17 protein-coding genes, 1 tRNA gene and 1 rRNA gene are annotated in these 20862 nt (G+C 65.9%); 16 read left to right on the top strand and 3 right to left on the bottom strand.

The window, feature by feature from the left end; all coding sequences use genetic code 11:
- The first annotated feature begins 135 nt into the window (after positions 1–135).
- From rrf to HNP51_RS11995, 5 genes are all read left to right on the top strand, one after another.
- Positions 136–250, top strand: a 5S ribosomal RNA gene (gene rrf, locus HNP51_RS12015).
- 96 nt (positions 251–346) lie between these two features.
- Positions 347–423: transfer RNA gene (locus HNP51_RS12010), tRNA-Met, on the top strand.
- 478 nt (positions 424–901) lie between these two features.
- Positions 902–2077, top strand: coding sequence for a non-hydrolyzing UDP-N-acetylglucosamine 2-epimerase (gene wecB / locus HNP51_RS12005; RefSeq protein ID WP_184269184.1), 1176 nt, complete (start codon positions 902–904; stop codon positions 2075–2077).
- A gap of 171 nt (positions 2078–2248) precedes the next feature.
- Positions 2249–2734 carry a bacteriophage N4 adsorption protein A gene (locus tag HNP51_RS12000; RefSeq protein WP_260398444.1) on the top strand — a complete coding sequence of 162 codons (486 nt, stop codon included), beginning with the start codon at positions 2249–2251 and terminating at the stop codon, positions 2732–2734.
- A gap of 153 nt (positions 2735–2887) precedes the next feature.
- A complete protein-coding gene (locus tag HNP51_RS11995) occupies positions 2888–3652 on the top strand; it encodes an IclR family transcriptional regulator (protein ID WP_184269188.1) in 765 nt (254 codons plus the stop codon).
- A 4-nt stretch (positions 3653–3656) separates the two neighbouring features.
- Here the strand turns inward: HNP51_RS11995 and HNP51_RS11990 are convergent, their stop codons facing one another.
- Positions 3657–4847 (bottom strand): NAD(P)/FAD-dependent oxidoreductase, encoded by a 1191-nt coding sequence (locus HNP51_RS11990; protein WP_184269190.1) that lies wholly within the window; start codon positions 4845–4847, stop codon positions 3657–3659.
- A 123-nt stretch (positions 4848–4970) separates the two neighbouring features.
- Between HNP51_RS11990 and HNP51_RS11985 the strand changes: the two genes are divergently transcribed.
- The 9 genes from HNP51_RS11985 (at position 4971) to HNP51_RS11945 (ending at position 14971) form a co-directional block, all read left to right on the top strand.
- Positions 4971–6221, top strand: a complete 1251-nt coding sequence (locus HNP51_RS11985) for an aromatic ring-hydroxylating dioxygenase subunit alpha (protein ID WP_221415830.1) — start codon at positions 4971–4973, stop codon at positions 6219–6221.
- Positions 6222–6229: 8 nt separating this feature from the next.
- A complete protein-coding gene (locus HNP51_RS11980; RefSeq protein WP_184270471.1) occupies positions 6230–6697 on the top strand; it encodes a nuclear transport factor 2 family protein in 468 nt (155 codons plus the stop codon).
- Complete coding sequence (locus HNP51_RS11975; RefSeq protein WP_184269194.1) at positions 6694–7023, top strand: non-heme iron oxygenase ferredoxin subunit; 330 nt, start codon at positions 6694–6696, stop codon at positions 7021–7023. Before HNP51_RS11980 ends, HNP51_RS11975 begins: the two co-directional genes overlap by 4 nt.
- A gap of 3 nt (positions 7024–7026) precedes the next feature.
- Positions 7027–8082 (top strand): gentisate 1,2-dioxygenase, encoded by a 1056-nt coding sequence (gene gtdA / locus HNP51_RS11970; protein WP_184269196.1) that lies wholly within the window; start codon positions 7027–7029, stop codon positions 8080–8082.
- Positions 8079–8774 (top strand): fumarylacetoacetate hydrolase family protein, encoded by a 696-nt coding sequence (locus HNP51_RS11965; RefSeq protein WP_184269198.1) that lies wholly within the window; start codon positions 8079–8081, stop codon positions 8772–8774. The genes gtdA and HNP51_RS11965 overlap by 4 nt, the downstream gene beginning before the upstream one ends.
- A gap of 73 nt (positions 8775–8847) precedes the next feature.
- Positions 8848–10182, top strand: coding sequence for an MFS transporter (locus tag HNP51_RS11960; protein WP_184269200.1), 1335 nt, complete (start codon positions 8848–8850; stop codon positions 10180–10182).
- 4 nt (positions 10183–10186) lie between these two features.
- Positions 10187–10816 carry a maleylacetoacetate isomerase gene (gene maiA / locus HNP51_RS11955; RefSeq protein WP_184269202.1) on the top strand — a complete coding sequence of 210 codons (630 nt, stop codon included), beginning with the start codon at positions 10187–10189 and terminating at the stop codon, positions 10814–10816.
- A 55-nt stretch (positions 10817–10871) separates the two neighbouring features.
- Entirely contained in the window at positions 10872–12320 is a 1449-nt protein-coding gene (locus HNP51_RS11950; RefSeq protein ID WP_184269204.1) for an alginate export family protein, read from the top strand.
- Between the two features lie 473 nt (positions 12321–12793).
- The gene (locus tag HNP51_RS11945; RefSeq protein WP_184269206.1) at positions 12794–14971 is read left to right on the top strand and encodes a TonB-dependent receptor; all 2178 of its coding nucleotides are present in this window, start codon (positions 12794–12796) and stop codon (positions 14969–14971) included.
- A 120-nt stretch (positions 14972–15091) separates the two neighbouring features.
- Here the strand turns inward: HNP51_RS11945 and HNP51_RS11940 are convergent, their stop codons facing one another.
- Positions 15092–18337 (bottom strand): TonB-dependent receptor domain-containing protein, encoded by a 3246-nt coding sequence (locus HNP51_RS11940; protein ID WP_260398412.1) that lies wholly within the window; start codon positions 18335–18337, stop codon positions 15092–15094.
- Between the two features lie 261 nt (positions 18338–18598).
- Positions 18599–19129, bottom strand: a complete 531-nt coding sequence (gene leuD / locus HNP51_RS11935) for a 3-isopropylmalate dehydratase small subunit (RefSeq protein WP_221415831.1) — start codon at positions 19127–19129, stop codon at positions 18599–18601.
- Between the two features lie 27 nt (positions 19130–19156).
- Here leuD and HNP51_RS11930 point away from each other — a divergent pair, with 27 nt between their 5' ends.
- Positions 19157–19387: a helix-turn-helix domain-containing protein gene (locus HNP51_RS11930; protein ID WP_409360110.1), complete on the top strand. Its 231-nt coding sequence runs from the start codon at positions 19157–19159 to the stop codon at positions 19385–19387.
- 205 nt (positions 19388–19592) lie between these two features.
- On the top strand, positions 19593–20858 hold the full coding sequence (locus HNP51_RS11925) for a dicarboxylate/amino acid:cation symporter (protein WP_184269212.1): 1266 nt from the start codon (positions 19593–19595) through the stop codon (positions 20856–20858).
- Positions 20859–20862: the final 4 nt, after the last annotated feature.

The raw sequence follows: 20862 nt of genomic DNA, 5'->3' as shown, positions 1-20862 counted from the left end.
AAGCGCGGTGACGTGTGAAGCTTACTGGTACTAATAATCCGATCGGCTTGATCGTTTCTCAGCAAAACTCATTCGGTTTTACTTGCCGATATACAAAACGCGACGATGTCTTCTCTTTTTTATGTGTCTGGTTGACCCCGTGGCTATGTCGGAGGTTCCACACCCGATCCCATTCCGAACTCGGTCGTTAAGCCCTCCAGAGCCAATGGTACTTCGTCTCAAGGCGCGGGAGAGTAGGTCGCCGCGGGGTCTACCAGATACATAAAAAAGTCTTCTCTTGTCCTACCGCCCTTCGGGCGACTTGAGGACAGGTCTCGAACCATTCTTCCTTCACTAACCGCCTTGCCGCGGGATGGAGCAGCCCGGTAGCTCGTCAGGCTCATAACCTGAAGGTCGCAGGTTCAAATCCTGCTCCCGCACCCAAGCATTCAAGAAAACCCCGCAGCTACAGGCTGCGGGGTTTTCTGCTTTCTGCAGCGAGATCGACCCTCACCACTGGCGACGGCGCCCTGGCTCGCCGGGCGCCGCAGCCGCACGCATCGATCGGTCGCCACGCGCCCGAAGTTCTGCCGCTCACCTGACCGCAACAGGCCCCCCTGCCCTGGCCCCCACGCTGCGAGCGGCGACAACCCAAGGCGCTATCGCCCTTGCGGCTCAGGCTCGTCCACGGCGCTGTGGGTTTCAAGCGGCTAGGTTTCCAGAGTCTAATGGCTAAGCTTGTGTGGGAAAATATAACTGCGCTGCGATTTCGGCGGTCAGATCTATGAAGTTCTCATCGGTCTGGCTAAGTGAAATGGACCGTAAACAAGGGTAAAGGCGATCTTTTAGGTCTAAAATCCGTGAAAATTGCCTGTTAGGTTTCGTTAACTTCAATCGTCTTCCCGTCATCTTGGGGTTGTTGATGCGAATCCTTTCAATCTTTGGCACCCGGCCTGAGGCTATCAAGATGGCGCCGGTCGTGCTGCGTCTTGCAGTCGAGCCTGCGGTTGAATCCGTCGTCTGCACGACGGGGCAGCATCGGCAGATGCTGGATCAGATGCTGGGCGCCTTCGGGATCACGCCGGACATTGACTTGGGTCTGATGACCGAGGGGCAGTCGCTGAACGCCCTGTCCGGGCAGATCCTGACCCGTATCGATGCTGTGCTGGAGCAGGTGAAGCCGGATCGCGTTCTGGTTCATGGCGATACGGCCACGGCGATGGCGGCGGCCCTGCCGGCGTTTCAGCGCCGCATCCCGGTCGGCCATGTTGAGGCGGGACTGAGAACCTATGACCTGCAAAAGCCATGGCCGGAGGAGATGAACCGCCGTTTCGTGGACGTCGTTTCCGACCTGATGTTCGCCCCAACCGAGAGTTCGGCGTTGAACCTTGCCGGCGAGCGCTTGCAAGGCCGGGTGGTCGTCACCGGCAATACGGTGATCGACGCCCTTCATCAGGCGCAGGTCATCCTGGCCGGGGACGCTGGCTTGCGTGGACGTATCGACCGAGACCTTCCAGCCTTCGATTCGGCCAAGCGACTGATCCTCGTCACGGGCCATCGACGCGAGAGTTTCGGCGGGGGCTTCCAGGATATCTGCAGCGCCCTGCTGCGGCTGGCGGCGGATGACGATGTCGAAATCGTCTATCCAGTCCACCCGAACCCCCATGTTCGCGAGCCGGTGCATCAGCTTCTGGGCGGACGTTCGAACGTCCATCTGGTCCCGCCGCAGGACTATTTCCCCTTTGTGCGGCTGATGCAGCGCGCCGACGTGATCCTGACCGATTCCGGCGGCGTGCAGGAAGAGGCGCCCGCCCTGGGCAAGCCCGTCCTGGTGATGCGGGACGTGACCGAACGTCCCGAGGCGGTTGAGGCGGGGGTGGCCGAACTGGTCGGCACCGACCCGGATCGCATCGTCGCGGCGACCGAGCGGGTGCTGAACGACGAGGCGGTTCGCCTGACGTTCGCCCGCAGCCGCAGCCCTTATGGCGACGGCTTCGCGGCTGATCGCATCGTCGCCAGCCTGATGGGGCGTCCGTTCGAGCCCTTCGCCGTGATGTCAGAGCCGATGACCGTCGCGCCCGACCGTCTGTCGGCCTGACCATAGCCCTGTCTTCGAGAGCGCCATGTTCGCCATCCCCCAACCATGGATCGAGTTCCTGTCCGGATATGCCGGCGTGCTGCAGATTTTTGCGGTCGTCGTCACGGTCCTGCTCGCCCTGTCGGCGGTCGATGATGACGCCACAGGCTTTGACACGACCCCCAAGCCTGGCTGGGTCTGCGCTGGAAGCCCTTGGCCGAAACCAATCTGGTTCTTGAGGGCAGCCGCATGGTCGCCGTCGGCGACTATGCGCGCAACGACTGGATGTTGCGCGCCGCCTGGTCGGCGGACGAGGGCTCGGATCTGCGGGTTGACCGGACGTCTTGGCCCATGTGGCGGGTCTATGCCGACCTCGCCCATATCCTCGACGACAGCCAGACGATCGGTCTGATTGACGCTCGCGCCGGGCGCAGCTTCCGCGTGACGGAGCGCGGCGTGCTGTCCCCCTATGCCGTCATCCACGCCGACTATGACGACAGCCTGGCGAACAAGGCGGCGCTCGGCGCCGGCGTCGGTCTGTCGTGGCGACAATGGTATCGCGAGACGCGGTATTCGGCGCCGTCGTCCTATGTCGATCTGTCGCTGGAATATCGCACGCGTCTGTCCGGCGACGACCGGGCCGAGGGCCTCTTCGTCACACTGAGCTTCAGCTACTAGGCTGGCCGCTGAAGGCGCCAAGCGCCAGGATGACCTCCGTTCGCCTGTTTCTCAGGGGGAGCGGGCAGCCGGCTGGGCAGGGCTCAGCCTCTAAAGGCTTGTGCTGTTCTAGCTGTGCGCTAGCGTCGATCACCATAGTGACGGGAACGACGAATGAGTGAGACAGGCGAGCGGCGGCAGGGCATTCAGTCCGTGGGCATTGGCTTGCGGGTGCTGGAGGTGCTGGCGTCGTTGAATGGGGCAGCGGCGCTGGGGGCGATTGCGCAGGCGTCGGACCTGTCGGCGTCGCAGGCCCACCGCTATCTGGCCAGCCTGATCGCGGCGGGGATGGCGCGTCAGGATGCGGCGACGGGGCGGTATGAGCTGGGTTCGGGGGCGCTGCGTCTGGGGCTGGCGGCCCTGTCGCGTATGGACAGCTTCCGCGAGGCGGCGATCGCCCTGACCGACTATGTGGCCGAGACGGGACGCACGGTGCAGATGGGCTCCCTGGGGCCGACCGGGCCGATCGTGGTGCGCTGGATCATGGGCACGCCCGCCATCTCGACCTCGCTGATGGTCGGCTCGCCTCTGCCGCTGCTGAGTTCGGCGACGGGGCATGTGTTTCTGGCCTTCCGGCCAGAGGCGGCGACGCGTCAGATGGTCGAACGCGAAACCCAGCCTCAGTTTCAGTCGGTCGATGTCGAGAGCCTGCGCGCACGGGTGCGGCGCGACGGCTATTCGGCCATCCGGGGCGATCTGATCCCCGGTCTGCGGGCGACCGCGGTGCCGATCTTCGACCTGCAGGGGGAGGCGGTCTTCACCGCCACCGTGCTGGCCACCGACGTGTTCAAGGCGGAATACGACGATCAGGCGCGCGAACGCCTGATCGAGGTCTGCTACGAGATCACCCGCGCGACGGGCGGGGTGCGTCCGGCCTGACGGATCAGGCGGCGACAGCCTTGCGCAGGTCGGTCGCCGGGTCAGACGCCGTTTCCGCCATCAGCACCTTGCCCATGAGGCGGCGCGCCGTGGCGAAGTCGCGCGGCTGATCCAGACAGACGGCGCCGACCAGGATGCCGTCGCGAAGATAGAGACGCACCGCATCGCCGCGTGGCACGACCGCGTCGCCCGCCGCCGGATCGCCGAGGATCTGCAGGTTGTGCCCGCACTGGGCGGTCCAGAACCAGGGCGTCGGCTCGACCTCGGCGGGCTGACCCAGAATGGCGAGGGCGGCGGCGCGGGCCGAGGTCTGGGCGTGGGCCCAGGTCTCCATGCGGACGGCGGCGCCGTCTCTTGTCCGGGCGGCCAGATCGCCGACGACAAAGATGCGGTCATCGGCGGGTGAGCGGTAGTCCTCGCCGACCAGAACTCCGCCCGCCACCGGCAGACCCGCCGCCTCGGCCATCTCAGTCGAGGGGATGATGCCGATGCCGACGACGATCAGGTCGGCCTCGATGGTGGAGCCGTCGTCGAGACGGGCGATCACCGAGCCGTCCGCCGCGTCTTCCAGCGCTTGCAAAGACCGGCCCAGCTTCACCTCGACGCCGATGCGGGCGTGAGCGGCGGTCAGCCACTCGGCGGCCTCGGCCGGGACGTTGCGGCCCAGCAGCCGCTCGCCCGCCTCGATCACCGTGGCGGTCAGGCCCAGACCCCGCAGGGTCGAAGCGGCCTCCAGACCGATCACGCCGCCGCCGATCACCAGGGCGCGGGCGCCGGGTTTGGCCGCCGCTGCGATGGCGCGGGCGTCGTCGGCGGTGCGTAGATAGCGGACGGCTGGATGGTCGGTCAGGGGCAGGCGACGCACGCGGCCGCCCATGGCCAGCACCAGCTTGTCGAAGGCCTCGACCGATCCGTCGGCCAGTCGAATCTCACCCTTGTCGCGATCAATGGCGACGGCTTCGGCGCCCAGTTTCAGGGTCACATTCAGATCGACCCAGCGTTCCGCAGGCGCCAGCCAGACCGGATCGGCCTCGGCGCCCGATAGATAATCCTTGGACAGGCTTGGACGTTCGTAGGGGGGGTGCGCCTCGTCGCCGATGACGAGGATTGATCCCGAAAAACCGAGCTCTCGCAAGGCGATAGCGGTCGCGCCGCCGGCGTGTCCGGCCCCCAGGATGACGATGCGTTCAGCCATTTGTGATCTCCGTTTGTCGTTGCACTACATGCAACGCGTTTGACATGGATCAAAAACCACGACACCAATGCGGTCAACGGCGACATGAGATCGCTGCTTCGAATTTTTGTCCGGGAGCTTTCAGTGAACATCCCCGTACGCCCGCCGGAGGGCGACAACCGCCGCGCATGGCCGGCCGACGTCGACGCCGCCGTGCCCTACTGGGTCTATACGGACCCCGCGATCTACGCTGAGGAACTGCAGAAGATCTGGTACGGGCCGCACTGGCTCTACGTCGGTCTGGAGTGCGAGCTTACCGAGGTCGGCGACTGGAAGACGACGACCCTGGGCGAAAAGCCCTGCGTCATGGTCCGCTCTGGCGAGGACGAGATCTCGGTCGTCGAGAACCGCTGCGCCCACAAGGGCGTCAAGTTCTGCCAGACCCGCACCGGTCACTCCAAGGAGCTGATCTGCCCCTATCATCAGTGGTCCTATGCGCTGAACGGCGACCTGCAGGGCGTGCCCTTCCGGCGCGGCGTCAAGCGCCAGGGCGGGATGCCGTCGGACTTCGATCCCAAGGACCACAGCCTGAACAAGCTGCGCGTCGAGGTGGTCAACGGCGTGGTCTGGGCCACCTTTTCGGACGAGACGCCGCCCTTCCGCGAGTACCTCGGCGAGAAGTTCTGGAAGCATTACACCCGCGTGTATGACGGCCGGAAGCTGGAGGTGCTGGGCTACAACCGTCAGCACATCCCGGCCAACTGGAAGCAGATGCAGGAGAACATCAAGGACCCCTATCACGCGGGTCTGCTGCACGTGTTCTTCGCCACCTTCGGCCTGTTCCGCGCCGACCAGAAGTCGGCCGTCGATATCGACGACGAGGGCCGCCACGGCATCCTGATCTCGCGCAAGGGCGAGCAGGAAAAGTCCGAGGCCATGGCGGACATCCGCAACTTCCAGAGCGATCTGGTGCTGGAGGACCCCCGGGTCATGGATGTGGTGCAGGAGTTCCCCGGCGAAGAGACGGTCGGGATGATCACCATCTTCCCCAGCGTGATCCTGCAACAGCAGGTCAACAGCCTGACCACGCGTCAGATCGTGCCCAAGGGACCGGGCGGGTTCGACTTCCACTGGACCCACTGGTGCTACGCCGACGACACGCCGGAGATGCGCCTGCGCCGCACGCGTCAGGCCAACCTGTTCGGCCCGGCGGGCTTCGTCTCGGCCGACGACGGCGAGGTGCTGGAAATGACCCAGCAGGGCGCCGCCGGTTCGCCGGACGAGCACTTCATCCTGCAGATGGGCGGCCGCGAGATCGCGCCGACCGATCACCAGGTCACGGAGACCGCGGTGCGGGGCATGTACCGCTACTGGCGCAAGGTGATGGGCCTGTGAGCGAGACCATGACCATCGCCCGCGACGAAATCCGCGACCTGTACGACGCCTATTACGGCGTGCTCGACGACGTCGATCTGCAAGCCTGGCCCGACTTCTTCACCGAGGACTGCCTATATCGGGTGATCCCGCGCGAGAACTACGAGGCCGGCTACACCCTGTGCACCATGCAGGCCGAGAGCCGGGGCATGCTGAAGGACCGGGTGACCGGCCTGACGCGGACCCAGATGTATGCGCCGCGCTACTATCGTCGTTTCCCCACCGCGCCGCGCGTCGTGGCTCAGGACGACGAAGGCGTGCGCGTCCGCCACAACCTGCTGGTGGTGCAGACCCTGGTGGACAAACAGTCGGACATCATCCTGTCCGCCGTCTGCCACGACTGCATCGTCCGTGACGGCGACCGCCTGCGCTTTGTCGAGCGCATCGTCGTCTTCGATTCCGAAATGATCCCCAACAGTCTGGTGTACCCCGCATGACCCAAGCCGCGACCCTGTCGTGGGTGGCGACCCTGCCGCCCTCGGCCCTCAAGGAGCACGGCGTGGCCAAGGCCAGCGCCAACGGCCTGAGCGTCGCCCTCTATGTCGTGGAAGGCGAGTATTTCGCCACCGCCGACCTGTGCACCCACGGCGCCGCCAGCCTGTCCGACGGCTTTCTGGACGGCGAGCTGATCGAATGCCCGCTGCATCAGGGCACCTTCAACGTGAAGACCGGCGCGCCCGTGGACGCGCCGTGCTCGGTCGCCGTGCGCAGCTTCCCGGTCAAGCTTCAGGACGGTCTGCTGCACGTCGGCATGGAGGGCTGAGGCGTGAGCGAAGTCCTCTCCAACGACCAGCAGTCCCAGCTGAACGCCCTCTATGAGCAGATGGAGCCGGAAGGCCTCTATCCCCTGTGGGAGAAGCTGTCGGCCCTGGTCCTGCCTCAGCCCAAGTCGCCGGCCAAGGTCCACAAGTGGTCCTATGACAACGCCCGCGAATATCTGATGCGGGCCGGCGACCTGATCAGCGCCAAGCAGGCCGAGCGCCGGGTGCTGATCCTCGAAAACCCCGGCCTGCCGGGTCTGTCGTCGATCACGCCCAGCCTCTACGCCGGTCTGCAGCTGATCCTGCCGGGCGAGATCGCCCCGGCCCACCGCCACGCCCAGTGCGCCCTGCGTTTCGTCATGGAGGGCGGCGGCGCCTATACCTCGGTGGACGGCGAGAAGGCGGTGATGCAGCCCTTTGATCTGGTGCTGACCCCGGGCGGCCAGTGGCACGACCACGGCAACCCGACCGAGACGCCGATGATCTGGCTGGACGGGCTGGACATCCCGACCGTCCGCCACTTCGACGCCAGCTTCGCCGAGGGTTACGCCGAGGACCAGTTCCCGGAACAGGCCCCGGCCGGCGACAGCCTGAACCGCTATGGCCGCAACATGCGTCCGCTGAAAGGCCACACCGCCGACCGCCGCCCGGCGCATCAGCCGCTGTTCCACTATCCTTACGCCGAATGGCGTCCGGCGCTGGACGCCATGGCCGAGAGCGGCGCCGAGATCGACCCGCATCTGGGCCACGCCCTGGAGTTCATGAACCCGATCAACGGCGGGCCGATCATGGCGACCATCTCGGCCCATGTCCGCCTGTTGCCGCAAGGCTTTGAGAGCAAGCCGCGCCGCTCGACCGACGGCACCATCTTCGTGGTGGTCGAGGGGGCGGGCGAAGCGGTGATCGAGGGTGAAGCTATCGCCCTGAAGCCGCGCGACATCGTGGTCGTGCCGTCGTGGAAATCGGTCGCCTTCAAGGCGGCCAGCCGACTGGTCCTGTTCGGATACTCCGACAAGGCCTGTCAGGAAAAACTGAACCTGTACAAGGAAGAGAACGCATGAGCCTGCTGTTCCAACCGCAAGCGCCCGTGCTTGCCCCGACCAACACCGGGGACGAATTCCCGGTTCGCCGCATCTTCTGCGTCGGCCGCAACTACGCCGCCCACGCCCGCGAAATGGGCCGCGACCCGGACCGCGAGCCGCCCTTCTTCTTCACGGCCTGGGCCGAGACGGTGGTGCTGGACGGCGCCACCATCGCCTATCCGTCCAAGACCGAGAACTTCCACTACGAGGCCGAGCTGGTCGTCGCCGTTGGCAAGGGCGGTCGCAACATCGCCGCCCGGGACGCGCTGGACCACGTCTGGGGCTACGCCACCGGCCTGGACATGACGCGCCGCGACCTGCAGCTGGAAGCGCGCGCCCAGGGCCGTCCGTGGGACACGGGCAAGAACGTCGAGCAGTCGTCGCCGCTGGGCCTGATCCACAAGGCGGGCGAGGGCTTTGATCCCGAACACGGCAAGATCGAGCTGACCGTCAACGGCGAGGTCAAGCAGTCGGCGGACCTGGCCGACCTGATCTGGCCGGTGGCGGACATCGTCGCCTACCTGTCGGGTCTGTGGGAGATTCAGCCCGGCGACCTGATCTACACCGGCACCCCCGCCGGCGTCGGCGCTGTCGTTCCTGGCGACGCCATGACCGTGACCATCGACGGCCTGACCCCGCTCAATATCAAGGTCGGCCCGCCCGCCGCCTGATCCTTTTTCATTAGCATCATCAACACACGGAGAGGCGCGCGACAGACGCGCCCTCCGCAGGAGGACGACACATATGGCAGCCATGGGTGAGGGGGGCGGCAACGCCGTCATCGATCGGGCCAGGTTCGGCCCGCTACAGTTCGGCGTCACGGCGCTGTGCTTCATCATCGCCATGCTCGACGGCTTCGACACCCAGTCGATCGCCTTCGTCGCGCCCAAGATCGCCGAGGACTGGGGCCTGGCCCCGTCGGCCTTCGGTCCGATCTTCGCCATCGGCCTTCTGGGCCTGACGGTCGGCGCCTTCACCCTGAGCCCGGCGGCGGACAAGTTCGGCCGCAAGACGGTCATCCTGATCTCGACCTTCATCTTCGGCCTGTTCGCTCTGCTGACGGCCTTCTCGACCTCGATGAACGAGCTGCTGATCTACCGCTTCATCACCGGCGTCGGTCTGGGCGCGGCCATGCCCAACATCATCGCCCTGACCAGCGAGTACGGCCCGGCCCGCCTGCGCGCGACCTTGGTGACGGTCATGTTCTGCGGCTTCCCCCTGGGCTCGACCATCGGCGGCCTGATCTCGACTTGGTTGATCGCGACGTGGGACTGGCATTCGGTCTTCGTCGTCGGCGGCGTCCTGCCGCTGCTGCTGCTGCCAGTGCTCTGGTTCATGCTGCCGGAATCGGTTCGCTTCCTGGTCGCCAAGGGCGCGCCGGAGCACAAGATCGCCCCCATCGTGAAGAAGATCGACGCTGACGCCTCGGTCAGCGAATTCATCGCCGGCCTGAAGCACGAGCAGTCGTCGGCGGCCAAGGGCTTCTCGGTCTTCCAGCTGTTCCGTGAGGGCCGCACGCCGGTGACCCTGCTGCTGTGGGTCGCCTTCTTCATGAACCTGCTGGTCATGTACTTCCTGGTGAACTGGCTGCCGACCCTGCTGAAGGGCGCCGGTCTGCCGCTCAGCATGGCCATCCTGTCCACCGCCACCCTGAATCTCGGCGGCGTCGTCGGCGCCATCGTCCTGGGCCGGATGATCGACAAGATCAGCCCCTACGTCGTCCTGGGTTCAGCCTATGCCGCCTCGGCCGCCTTCATCGCCCTGCTGGCCTTCGGCGGCACCAATCTGACGGTTCTGCTGCTGGGCGCGGCCCTGTCCGGCTTCGGTGTCGTCGGCGCCCAGATCGGCTGCAACGCCCTGACGGCGGCCGTCTATCCGACCGCTATCCGCGCCACGGGCGTGGGCTGGGCCCTGGGCGTCGGCCGCATCGGCGCCATCGTCGGACCTCTGGTCGGCGGCGTGCTGCTGGCCGCCGGCTGGACGCCCCAGTCGCTGATCCTGCTGGCCGTCATCCCCGCCGTGATCGCCTCGATCGCGGTCTTCACCCTCGGCGGCGTGCGCCGTCGCGCCGGAGTCTGACCCCATGATCCTGCACGGTTATTTCCGCTCCACGGCCTCGTGGCGGGTGCGCATCGCCCTGGGCCTCAAGGGACTGAAGGCCGTGCAGGTCATCCATCACCTGCGCAAGGGCGAGCAGCGGACGCCGGACTATCTGGCGCTCAACCCGCAAGGCCTGCTGCCGGCCTTCGTCACCGACGACGGCGCGGTCCTGACCCAGTCGCTGTCCATCATCGAATATCTCGACGAGACCTCGCCTGCGCCGTCGCTGCTGCCCGCTGATCCGGTGCAACGGGCCAGGGTCCGCGCCGTGGCCCAGGCCGTCGCCTGCGACATCCATCCGGTGCAGAACCTCAAGGTGCTGCAACGCCTGCGCGACCTCGGTCTGGGCGAAGATGTGGTTCAGGCCTGGGCCGCGACCGTCATCGAGGAGGGGCTCGACGCGGTCGACAAGCTGCTGGCCGACCAGCCGGGGGCCTTCGCTTTCGGCGACGCTCCGACTCTGGCCGACCTGTGCATCGTGCCGCAGCTGGGCAACGCCCGCCGCTTCGGCGTCGAGATCCGCTGGCCGCGTCTGCTGGCGCTGGAGGCCGCCTGCCTCGAACTGCCCGCCTTCAAGAACGCCGTCCCGGGCAAACAGCCCGACGCCGAATAATCATCCCAATCGAACCGAGCGCGGAGCCAACCGCGCCCTTTCCCGGAGGACATCCATGAGTATCGCCGCTGCGGCCGCCGCCGCATTGCTTTCGCACGCCCCCATGACCGCCGACGCCGAGGCGCCGATCCAGACCGCGCCCGCTGTGGTTCCGGCCGCCCCGCCTGCCGCCTCGGCCCCGCCGCCGCCGTTCAAGCTGATCAACCACGACGAGAGCTACGCCTGGCTGGCTGATCCGGCCAAGCGCACCTCGACCTGGTCGAAGTTCAAGTATGTACCGGTCGGCGGCGAGGGGAGCCCGGTCTGGGCCAGCTTCGGCGGCGAGCTGCGTTTCCGCGCCGAACACCGCGACAACGAGCGCTTCGGCCGCGGGGCTCAGGACACCGGCGGCGACTTCCAGACCCGCGCCCGCCTGTGGGGCGAACTGAACCTGGGCTCCTCGCTGCGCGCCTTCGTCGACGTGCAGGACGCCCGCACCTCGGGCCTGGCTAGCGGCGAGCCGGTGATCGAGGAAAACCGCACCGACCTGCACCAGGCCTTCGTTGAGGCGAAGACCGGTCTGGGCGAGGGCAAGTTGCGCGTCCGCGCCGGCCGTCAGGAGTTCGGGCAAGGGTCGTTCCGCCTGTTCGACATGCGCGAGGGCGCCAACGCCCGCGTCGCCCTGGACATGGTGCGGGTCATGTACGACAGCCCGACCGGCTGGAGCGGCGGCGCCTTCGCCGGCTATGCCCTTCGCGAAGGCAAGGCCTCCTGGGACGACGCCACCAACTTCGACTATCGCCTGTATGGCGCGACGGCCGCCAAGACCCTGGGGCAGGGGGCGACGGCGCCGAAGCTGGAACTGCTCTACGCCAACACCGACCGTCTGGTGACGCCGTTCGACGGTCAGGTCGCGGGCCGCGACGATCGCGACACCCTGTCGGTGCGCCTGTCGGGCAAGGTCGCGCCCTGGGACTATGAGGTCGAGGCGGTGAAGCAGTGGGGCTCGTTCCGCGACCTCGACATCGACGCCTGGTTCTTCTCGGCGGTCGGCGGCCGCACCTTCTCGGGCGTGAAGTGGTCGCCGCGCCTGGCCGTGCGTCTGGACGTCGGTTCGGGCGACAAGGACCCCAACGACGGCAAGCTGAACAGCTTCAACCCCCTGTTCCCGCAACCGGCGGCCCTGCGCACCGATCTGGGCTTCGCCAACATGGTGCTGTTGCAGCCCGAGGTGACGGTGCGTCCGACGCCCAAGCTGACCCTGGGGGCCAACACCGCCGGCCTGTGGCGTCAGAGCAAGGACGACGGCCTCTACGCCCTGTCCGGCATGGTGCTGCGCGGCGCCAACGAGGGTCAGTCCTCCTATGTCGGCTGGCGCACCGGCGTCTTCGCCCGCTATGCCCTGACGCCCTATGTCTCACTGATGGGCGTGGCTAACTACACCAGGGCCGGCGACTTCCTGAAGGAGACTGGCGCGGCCGAGGACCAGTCCTACCTCGGGACCTTCCTCACCTTCAGGTTCTGACGTCAGACAGCGGGGGTTGCGGTTGTGTTCAACCGTCTGGATGAGCGGGACCCCGACTTAACGGCAAGCCTGAAGCCCTGTGCCAGCCGCCCATCGCCGGAGCAGGGATCACCGGCGTTGTGAGAATCCCTGCGCCCCCGCCCACCCGTCCCTGCCCCCTCCAGACCCGCGCCTGGCTGGCTTTGGGCGGGGCGGGAGCGAGGCTGAGAATATAGATTGCAATGTTATGGATTATCCCATTTCATCTTTGCGCTGATGATCGTGTGCCCAGAAGTGGTTCTACTTCCTCAAGCGATGATCGCTCGTGTGACTGTAGACCTGGCCGGGCAAGTATTATTTTGTAGCGGTTGGCTGCGCGTTTTGGGCGTCGTCTTTGAGGGGGACTTTTAACCTCTCGTGACGTTCTGTTTCCTTGTTCTCGCCTGGGAGCGTGGCGGGATACGTCCAAACTCGCCGGGAGTACGGGGGGCGAAATGGGATGGCTGTCGTTAGCCGCCGTTATCGCGGGGGGGCAAGACGGCGCTGCCATCAAGGTCGTTCCGACAAGCCTTCCCCAGATAGCGCGGCAGGAACAGGACCTGGGCCAGGCTGTCCAGGTTGAGGATGTCGAAGTGTTCGGCCGCCGCGGCGCGGCGCTGACCTCGCCTGAGATTGAGTTGGACGGCGCGGACATAGACGCCCTGGGCGTCTGGGATATCAATGAAGTCCTGGAGCGCATGGCGGAAACGCTGAGCCTAGGCGAGCGGCCGATGGTCCTGATCAACGGTCAGCCGACTCCCAATGTCGACGCCTATAAGGGCTTCCCGCCGGGGGCTCTCGCACGGGCCGAGGTTCTGCCTCCTCAGGCTGCGGGCATGTATGGCGCAGCGCCTGGGCAGCGTGTCGTCAATCTGGTCCTGCAACCCAAGTTCTCGAGCTATGACGGGCGGGTCGCCGGATCCCGACCGACGCAAGGCGGGACGTCTTCGCTGTCAGGCGATCTGCGTCGGTCGGCCATAGCGGGACGAAACACCCATCAGGTGGGCCTGCGCCTATCGCGAGACACGGCGCTGAGAACGGGCGAGCGAGACTACGATCTGTCGATGGGACGACCCAGCGACGAACGCGTGACGCTGCGGCCCCATTCGGATTCGATTTCGCTCAACGGCAACCTGACCCGGGCCTTCGGTGATTGGTCGAGTGTTTTCACCGTGAACGCGCAAACCCAGGATAGCCGCCCGGTCGTGCGGCTTTCCGCCGAACCTGTCGAAAGCAGCCGGAGGTCCGACACTCTAGCCGGGTCAGCGGGTCTGAGCGGTCGACTGGCTGGCTGGCTGTTGCAGGGAAACTTTAATGCGAGGGCGTCCCGTCGCCACGAGGACGGTCTTCAGAACATCCGAAGCGACATGCAGTCGCTTGCACTGACCGGCAACGCAAGTCGTCCGTTGTTTGATCTGCCCACAGGCATCGCCACACTCAATTTGAGTGGCAATCTCGAGGGCGGCTGGACGGCGATTGACCGCGATCAAACGCATGTAAAAAGCACCACGAGCGGCCAGAATGCGAGAGGCACGGTCGCCATCCCTTTGACCAAGGCGGGCGGCCGCTCGCTTGTGGGGCCCATTCCTGGCGATCTCGTCGCCACCCTTGGCGGTGGCGTGCGCCAGGTCGGCGGCGACGGCGGAGACGAACTTAGCGCCGGGCTGTCGTGGACGCCGCTGAAGGGGTTTCGGCTAACCAGCGAATGGTCTGCCTTGACCGAGGGCGTTTCAGATAATCTGAAGTCCGAACCGATCTACTATGGTTCCCCGATCGTGGTGTTTGATTTCCGAACCGGAGAGGCGGTGGAGATCCTCCCGATCCGGGGCGGAAATCCTGATTTGCGACCGCCTCAATTCGAGCGACTGTCTATAGGCGCGTCGGCGGGACCCTTTACGCCTTGGGCGGTGACGGGAAATCTGGGCTACCAAAGGGCGGTGTCGACAGATGGCGTAGGCTCTCTGCCGGCGTTGACCGAGGATGTTGAGATCGCCTTCCCCGAACTCATCCAGCGGGACGCCGAAGGTCGTCTCGTCAGCATCGACTACCGACCGATGAATCTGAGTTCCGGGCTGAGCGAGAGCCTTAACGCCGGTTTCAACTTCAGCCTGCCCCGGCCAGCAGGCGGGGCAGGTGAGCCGATGGTCCTGCGTGTCGCACTCAACTACGGTCTGCAACTCGCCAACGTCGTTCGTTTGCGCGCCGGCCTACCGGAGATGGATCGTCTTAAAGGGGATGGCGGAGGCCTGTCGCCTCAGAACGCGAGAATCATGATCGACGCCAGGCGCGGGCCTTGGGGGGCCAATGCGACGGCGCAATGGCAGGACGGCTATCGCACCCGCCGCATTAGCGCTGCGGATGGCCCGGATGATCTGGTCGTTGCGCCCTTCACCTCGGTTGATCTGAGATTCAGCTTCCAAATGGCGTCCCGCGGCTCGCCAACCGAGAATGGGCAGGGCGGGGGGGGCAGACGGGCCAACGCCGGCCTGCAGGTCAATCTCGATATCGCCAACCTGTTCGACGCGCGTCCCGAGGCGCGTCTCGCCAAGGGCTCGCCCGCGCCGGGTTATGGCCGCGATGTTCAAGATCCTATCGGTCGCATGGTGCGAGTGACCCTGCAGCGCCGCTTCTAACGACATTGGGCGCCAGGCCGAGCGATGGTCCCCGCCCGCGGCTGAATGATGGTTGCGAAGCGGGCAGCAAAAAGGGCGGCGGACCGAAGTCCGCCGCCCTCTCCGTTCAGGCCGTCAGGCTTAGAACGGGCGGTAGTTGAGGCTCAGGAAGAACCGGCGTCCGAACAGGTCGAAGTTGTCGGACGACGTGCCGCCCAACCAGCGCGCCGGTTCGGCGTCGAAGGCGTTCACCACGCCGGCGCGGACCGTCAGGTTGTCGCGAGCGGACCAGCGCACGGAGAAGTCGTGCTGCGAGAAGTCGCCCGTTTCCAGGTACTTGGCGGTTTCATACAGGTCGGGGTTAGCGACAAGGTTGTCCTTGTCGAAGATCTCCTGGCTGGCCTGCCAGTCCCAGTCCCAGCTGAAGGCCAGGGTGTCGATCGGCGCCCAGGTGACGGTCGACAGGAAGCGCACGCGCGGCATGCCGACGGTGTCTTCATAGTCGGTGGAGTCGGTCGGGTCGGCGATGTTGACGAAGTCGTGCTGCTCGATCAGCCAGTTGCCGCGGATCGAGTGGCTGAACGAACCCCAGTTGCGGCCGAAGAACTCGGGCAGGTCGGAGCGATAGCTGGCCGTGAAGTCCACGCCCTTGGCCGTCAGAGCCGCATAGTTCAGCGAGCCCTGAGTGAAGCCCGTCACCAGGAACGAGGTGCCGTTGCGGGTCTGGGTGGCGCAGGCGCCCGTATTGATGCTGTCGCCGCTGACGCACTGGTTGGCGGCTTGCTGGGCGGTCACCGAGTCGATCGCATCGTTAATTTCGATGCTGTAGTAATCCATCACCAGCGAGAAGTTCGGCAGCAGGTAGTCCGGCGTCCAGACGCCGCCGACCGTGAAGCTTTCCGAGGTTTCCGGCTTCAGCAAGGGGTTGCCGCCGGCCAGGCCCGACACCGAGCCGCTGCCGTAGTTGGGCAGGTAGGCGTTGGCGGCCGATGCGTCGGCGAAGTTCAGGTCCAGACCCGCAGCCTTGGCCAGGGCGCCGCAGTTGGCGATGCGGTTGGCGGCGATCGACCGGTCAGCCAGGTTGTTGATGACCGTGGCGGAGCAGGGGTCGGTGAAGCCGTTGGCGAAGGTTTGGCCATAGGGCTCGCTGGTTTCGCCCAGGTTCGGCACGCGGATCGCCGTGGCGGTCGTGGCGCGGAACATGAACTGGTCGACCGGGCGCCACTGGAACTGGGCGCTGTAGGTCTCTTGCTGGCCGACGTGCGAGTAGTCGGAGAAGCGGTAGGCGCCGCTGATCTCGGCCGACTGGCCCAGGACGCTGTCGCGGAACAGCGGAACGCTGACCTCGGCGAAGACGTCGTTGGTGTCGTAGCTGGCTTCCAGGAAGTCCGGACCCGAGTTCAGGAACAGGAAGCGGCCGGCGGTGTCGCGGTCACGGCCGACGCCGCTGGTGATTTCCTTGCGGTATTCATAACCGACCGAAGCGCCGATCGGGCCAGCGCCCCAGAAGTCCCACAGCTTGCCCGAGGTGTAGGCCATGAAGTCGTGCTGCTTGTTCTGGTCGCTGACCGTGACGGCGGCCTGCAGGTACTCCAGACCCTCGGCGGTGAAGCCGTTCGGACCGAAGACGCGGACCGGCGAGCAGTCGTCGATCACGGCGCCTTGACGCGAGAAGGTCTTCGGCACGCCACCCACGGTGATCACGGCGTCCGGCACGGCGACGCCGTTGGCCTTCATCAGCTGAATGCGGCAGACGACTTCGCCCGGCTTGCCGTTGACCTTGCCCGCGACGTCGATGACGGCGTCGGCCGCAGCCTGGTAGCGGACCACGTCCACGCCCTGCTCGCGGTTGGTGTTGTTCATCTCGCCGTAGGTGTAACCGGCTTCCCAGTTGACGTCCTTGACGAAGCCGACGTCGCCCAGGTCGCCGCGCAGGCCGACGACGTAGCGTTGCAGGTCGCGGTTATTCAGCTGGTTGCGCGCCGGGCCGTACAGCTTGTGCTGGGCGCGGGCGTCGGCGACGTTGCTGGTGACCGCGCCGTCCTTGTCGAAGATGTCGCGACGGTTGTTCTGGATCGCCAGACGAACGTCCGACGGCAGATAGGCGTTGTCCAGACCCAGTTCGATCGCCTGGGTCGATCCGATGGCGCCGACCGTATTGGGGGCGAGGACGCGGATGTTGAAGTCCTGGAAGACGCGCTGGCCGGCGTCGTAGGTTTCTTCCTCGACGTACTTGGCTTCGGCGAACAGCTGGACATTGTCCGTGATGTCGAAGTTCAGGCCGGTCTGGAAGCGATAGTTGGTCGATTCCGGCAGGCGGCTGGACTGGCCCTGTTCGGTGTTGGGGTTCTGGCCTTCGCCGCCGTTGCTGACGGTGCGGCTGAAGCCCGTGCCCTGACGGATCGTGCCGAAGGTGACCGGACGCGACACGCCTTGGTCATTATAGAGGTAGGCGTTGTCCAGGCGGTTCGACGGGGCCAGCGAGAAGCAGTTGGCCGAGAAGGTCGTGGCCGAGCAGGTCTGGAACGGCACGTCGGGGTCGCTGGCGAGGCTGGGCTTGGTGCCCGTCGACAGAATGGTCACGCCGCCGAAGTTGGTGCCGCGGATGTAGGTGCGGGCGTCGCGGATCAGGATCTGGTCCGGAATGCCGTCCGAGGGGGCGCTGGACGGATCGGCGTCGTTGCCGATCAGGGCCCAGCCCTCGCGGCGCCAGTCGACGTCGGAATCCAGGACTTCGTCGTTGCGCTGGAATTCACCCGACACATAATAGTTCAGGCGGCCGTCCATCAGGTTCTGGCCCCACAGGACCGAGAGGCGTTCGCTCAGCTGATGGTCCTGGTTGATCTCGGCGATCGAGGCGTCGATCTCCAGGCCGTCGAAGTCCTTGCGCATGATGAAGTTGACCACGCCCGAGACGGCGTCGGCGCCGTACACGGCGGCGGCGCCGCCGGTGATGACTTCAGTGCTGGCGACCAGCAGACGCGGGATGGTGTCGACGTCCACGGCCAGCGAGCCGGGGCTCGAGCCGACGTGACGACGACCGTCGACCAGGACCAGGGTCCGGTTGGCGCCCAGGGCGCGCAGGCTCAGCAGCGACAGGCCGCCGTCATTCAGGTTCGAACCGGTGGTGTCTTCCGGCACCTGCGAGGTCGACAGGGCGGGGATGTCGGCCAGGAAGTCGATGACGTTGACTTCGCCCGACTGCAGCAGCTCTTCCTGACCGATCTGGATCAGGGGCGTGGGCGAGTTGGTCGGGCTGCGACGGATGCGCGAGCCGGTGACGACGACTTCGCCGAGGTTGGTGGCTTGGTCCTGGGCCGAGGCAGCGGCGGGTGCGACGCTGATCATGGCGGCGGCCGTCAGGCCGGCGATCAGCGTTGAGCCCATGAGCTGTGATTTAGTGATCGTTATCAATTTTTTTCCCCTCCCGGAGTTTCCTCCGGGGAATGATTGGTGCGAGGGTTCCATCGTTGTTCCATCGCCCAAGCACAACAATTATGACGGGTACATGACTCAATTGCGTTGTCGCTGTGGTTTTTAAGTAGCGGTATGGCGTCGCTTACAACGTCGTAATCTGAGCGTCTGGCCCTATAACCGTCCAGCTCTGCGGCCTTGAACGCCGTTTCCTGACCGCGTTCGAAGCCTGCTTCATGAGGCGGCGGACAGATAGACCCAGGGACGCGCAGTCCGGTCGATGTCGCGCAGGGTGTGAATGCGATGCGCCAGCTTCAGCGTCAGGGCGATGCTGTCCATGCCCTCCAGCAGCATTTCGCGGGCCTCGGCGTCGATGACGAAGGGCCAGGTCGCGCCGTCGGCACGGCGGACGTCGCAGGCCGTCAAGTCGACGGTCAGGGTCGGGGCAGCGAATGCCAGAACGGCGGCGATCTCGGCGACCTGATCGGCGGGCAGGACCACAGGGACGATGCCGTTCAGGATGCAGTTGTTGCGAAAGATCGGGTTGAACGACGGAGCGATGATGGCCCGGAAGCCGTATTCCGCCAAGGCCCAGGCGGCGTGCTCGCGGCTGGAGCCGCAGCCGAAATTGGCCCCTGCCACCAGGATTTGCGCCTGGGCGTAGCGGGGGGTGTTCAGGACAAAGTCGGGGTTGGGATCGCGGCCGTCCATGCTCACATAGCGCCAGCCGGCGAACAGGCCCTCGGTCAGACCGGTCTTGGCCACCGAGCGATCACGCGTGCGGGCGAGGCCGTGCGTGTCACGCCCAAGGAATACGACGTCCTGGCCCATCTGGCGCGCAACGCCGGCAAGGTAGTCGGCCACCGCGACCTGCTGACCGCCGTCTGGGGCAAGGCCCACGCCGACGACACCCAGTACCTGCGCGTGGTCATTGGCCAACTGCGTCAGAAGCTGGAGGCCGATCCCGCCCAGCCTCGTCTGATCGCTACCGAGCCGGGCGTCGGATATCGGCTGACCGCCTGAGCTTTCATCCCGGCGTTATGCGACGATCCGCAAGTCGTTCTGATCTAGTCGCGGGGGCGGATTGGCTTTAGCAAAGATGTGACCGAAGCGGGGCAGTGGATCTTTCGAGGGTCCGCCGCCCCGCTTTTGTATGAACGGATGGGCTCATGCGGTCGGGGGGACAGTGTTCCGGCGGGGTGGGCCAAGTGCAGTTGGAACATTGAAAATGAACCGAATATTCGCCTACCTCATCATCGGTGCCATGATCCTGGGCGTGCTGGTCGGCTGGGGCGTGAACCAGTATCTGAGCGCCGATCAGGCGGCGGCGGCGGCGACGAATCTGTCGTTGATCACCGACGTCTTCCTGCGTCTGATCAAGATGATCATCGCGCCGCTGGTGTTTACGACTCTTGTGGCGGGCATCGCCCACATGGAGGACGCCGCCTCGGTCGGGCGCATCGGCGTCAAGACCATGACCTGGTTCATCGGCGCCTCGGTGGTGTCGCTGCTGCTGGGCCTGGTCATGGTGCAGCTGTTGCAGCCGGGCGCCGGCATGCACCTGCCGCAGGCGGCGCTGGCCACGGCGCCGGCCGCCTCGACCGACGCCTTCTCGCTGCACGGCTTCGTCACCCATCTGGTGCCGACCTCGATCTTCGACGCCATGGCCAAGAACGAGATCCTGCAGATCGTGGTCTTCTCCCTGTTCGTCGGCACGGCGGTCGCCGCCCTGGACGACAAGGCCCCGGCGGTGCTGAACCTGGTCGAGCAGGCCGCCAGCATCATGCTGAAGGTCACCGAGTTCGTGATGAAGCTGGCCCCGCTGGCCATCTTTGCGGCCCTAGCCTCGACCATCGCCACGCAAGGGCTGGAGATGCTGGCGGTCTACGCCCAGTTCGTGCTGGGCTTCTACGGCTCGATGGCCCTGTTGTGGGGTCTGCTGTTCCTGGCCGCCGCCGCCGTGCTGGGCCGTCGCGTCCTGCCGCTGTTCAAGGTGATCCGCACCCCGGCCCTGCTGGCCTTCTCGACCGCCAGTTCGGAAGCCGCCTATCCGCGCATTCTGGACGCCCTGCCCACCGTCGGCGTGCGCCGCCGCATCGTCAGCTTCGTCCTGCCGCTGGGCTATTCGTTCAACCTCGACGGCTCGATGCTCTACTGCACCTTCGCCACCATGTTCATCATGCAGGCGCACGGCGTGCACCTCAGCGTCTCGCAGCAGGTCTTCATGCTGCTGCTGCTGATGGTGACGTCCAAGGGCATCGCCGGCATTCCGCGCGCCTCGCTGGTGGTCATCATGGCGACCCTGACCTACTTCGGTCTGCCGGAAGCCTGGATCGCCATCGTGCTCGGCGTCGACCACCTGCTCGACATGGGCCGCTCGGCCACCAACGTGGTCGGCAACTCCGTCGCCGCCGCCGTGGTCGCCAAGTGGGAAGGCGAGCTGGACGACATCCCCGAGGGCGGGTCGGACGCGCCCCAGGTCGCGACCGCCTAGTCAA

Origin of the sequence: Brevundimonas bullata (genome assembly GCF_014207965.1) — a bacterium.
In the GTDB taxonomy this organism is placed as follows: domain Bacteria; phylum Pseudomonadota; class Alphaproteobacteria; order Caulobacterales; family Caulobacteraceae; genus Brevundimonas; species Brevundimonas bullata_A.
The sequence above is the reverse complement of the archived record's forward strand: the minus strand, read 5'-3'. Positions and strand labels throughout refer to the sequence as shown.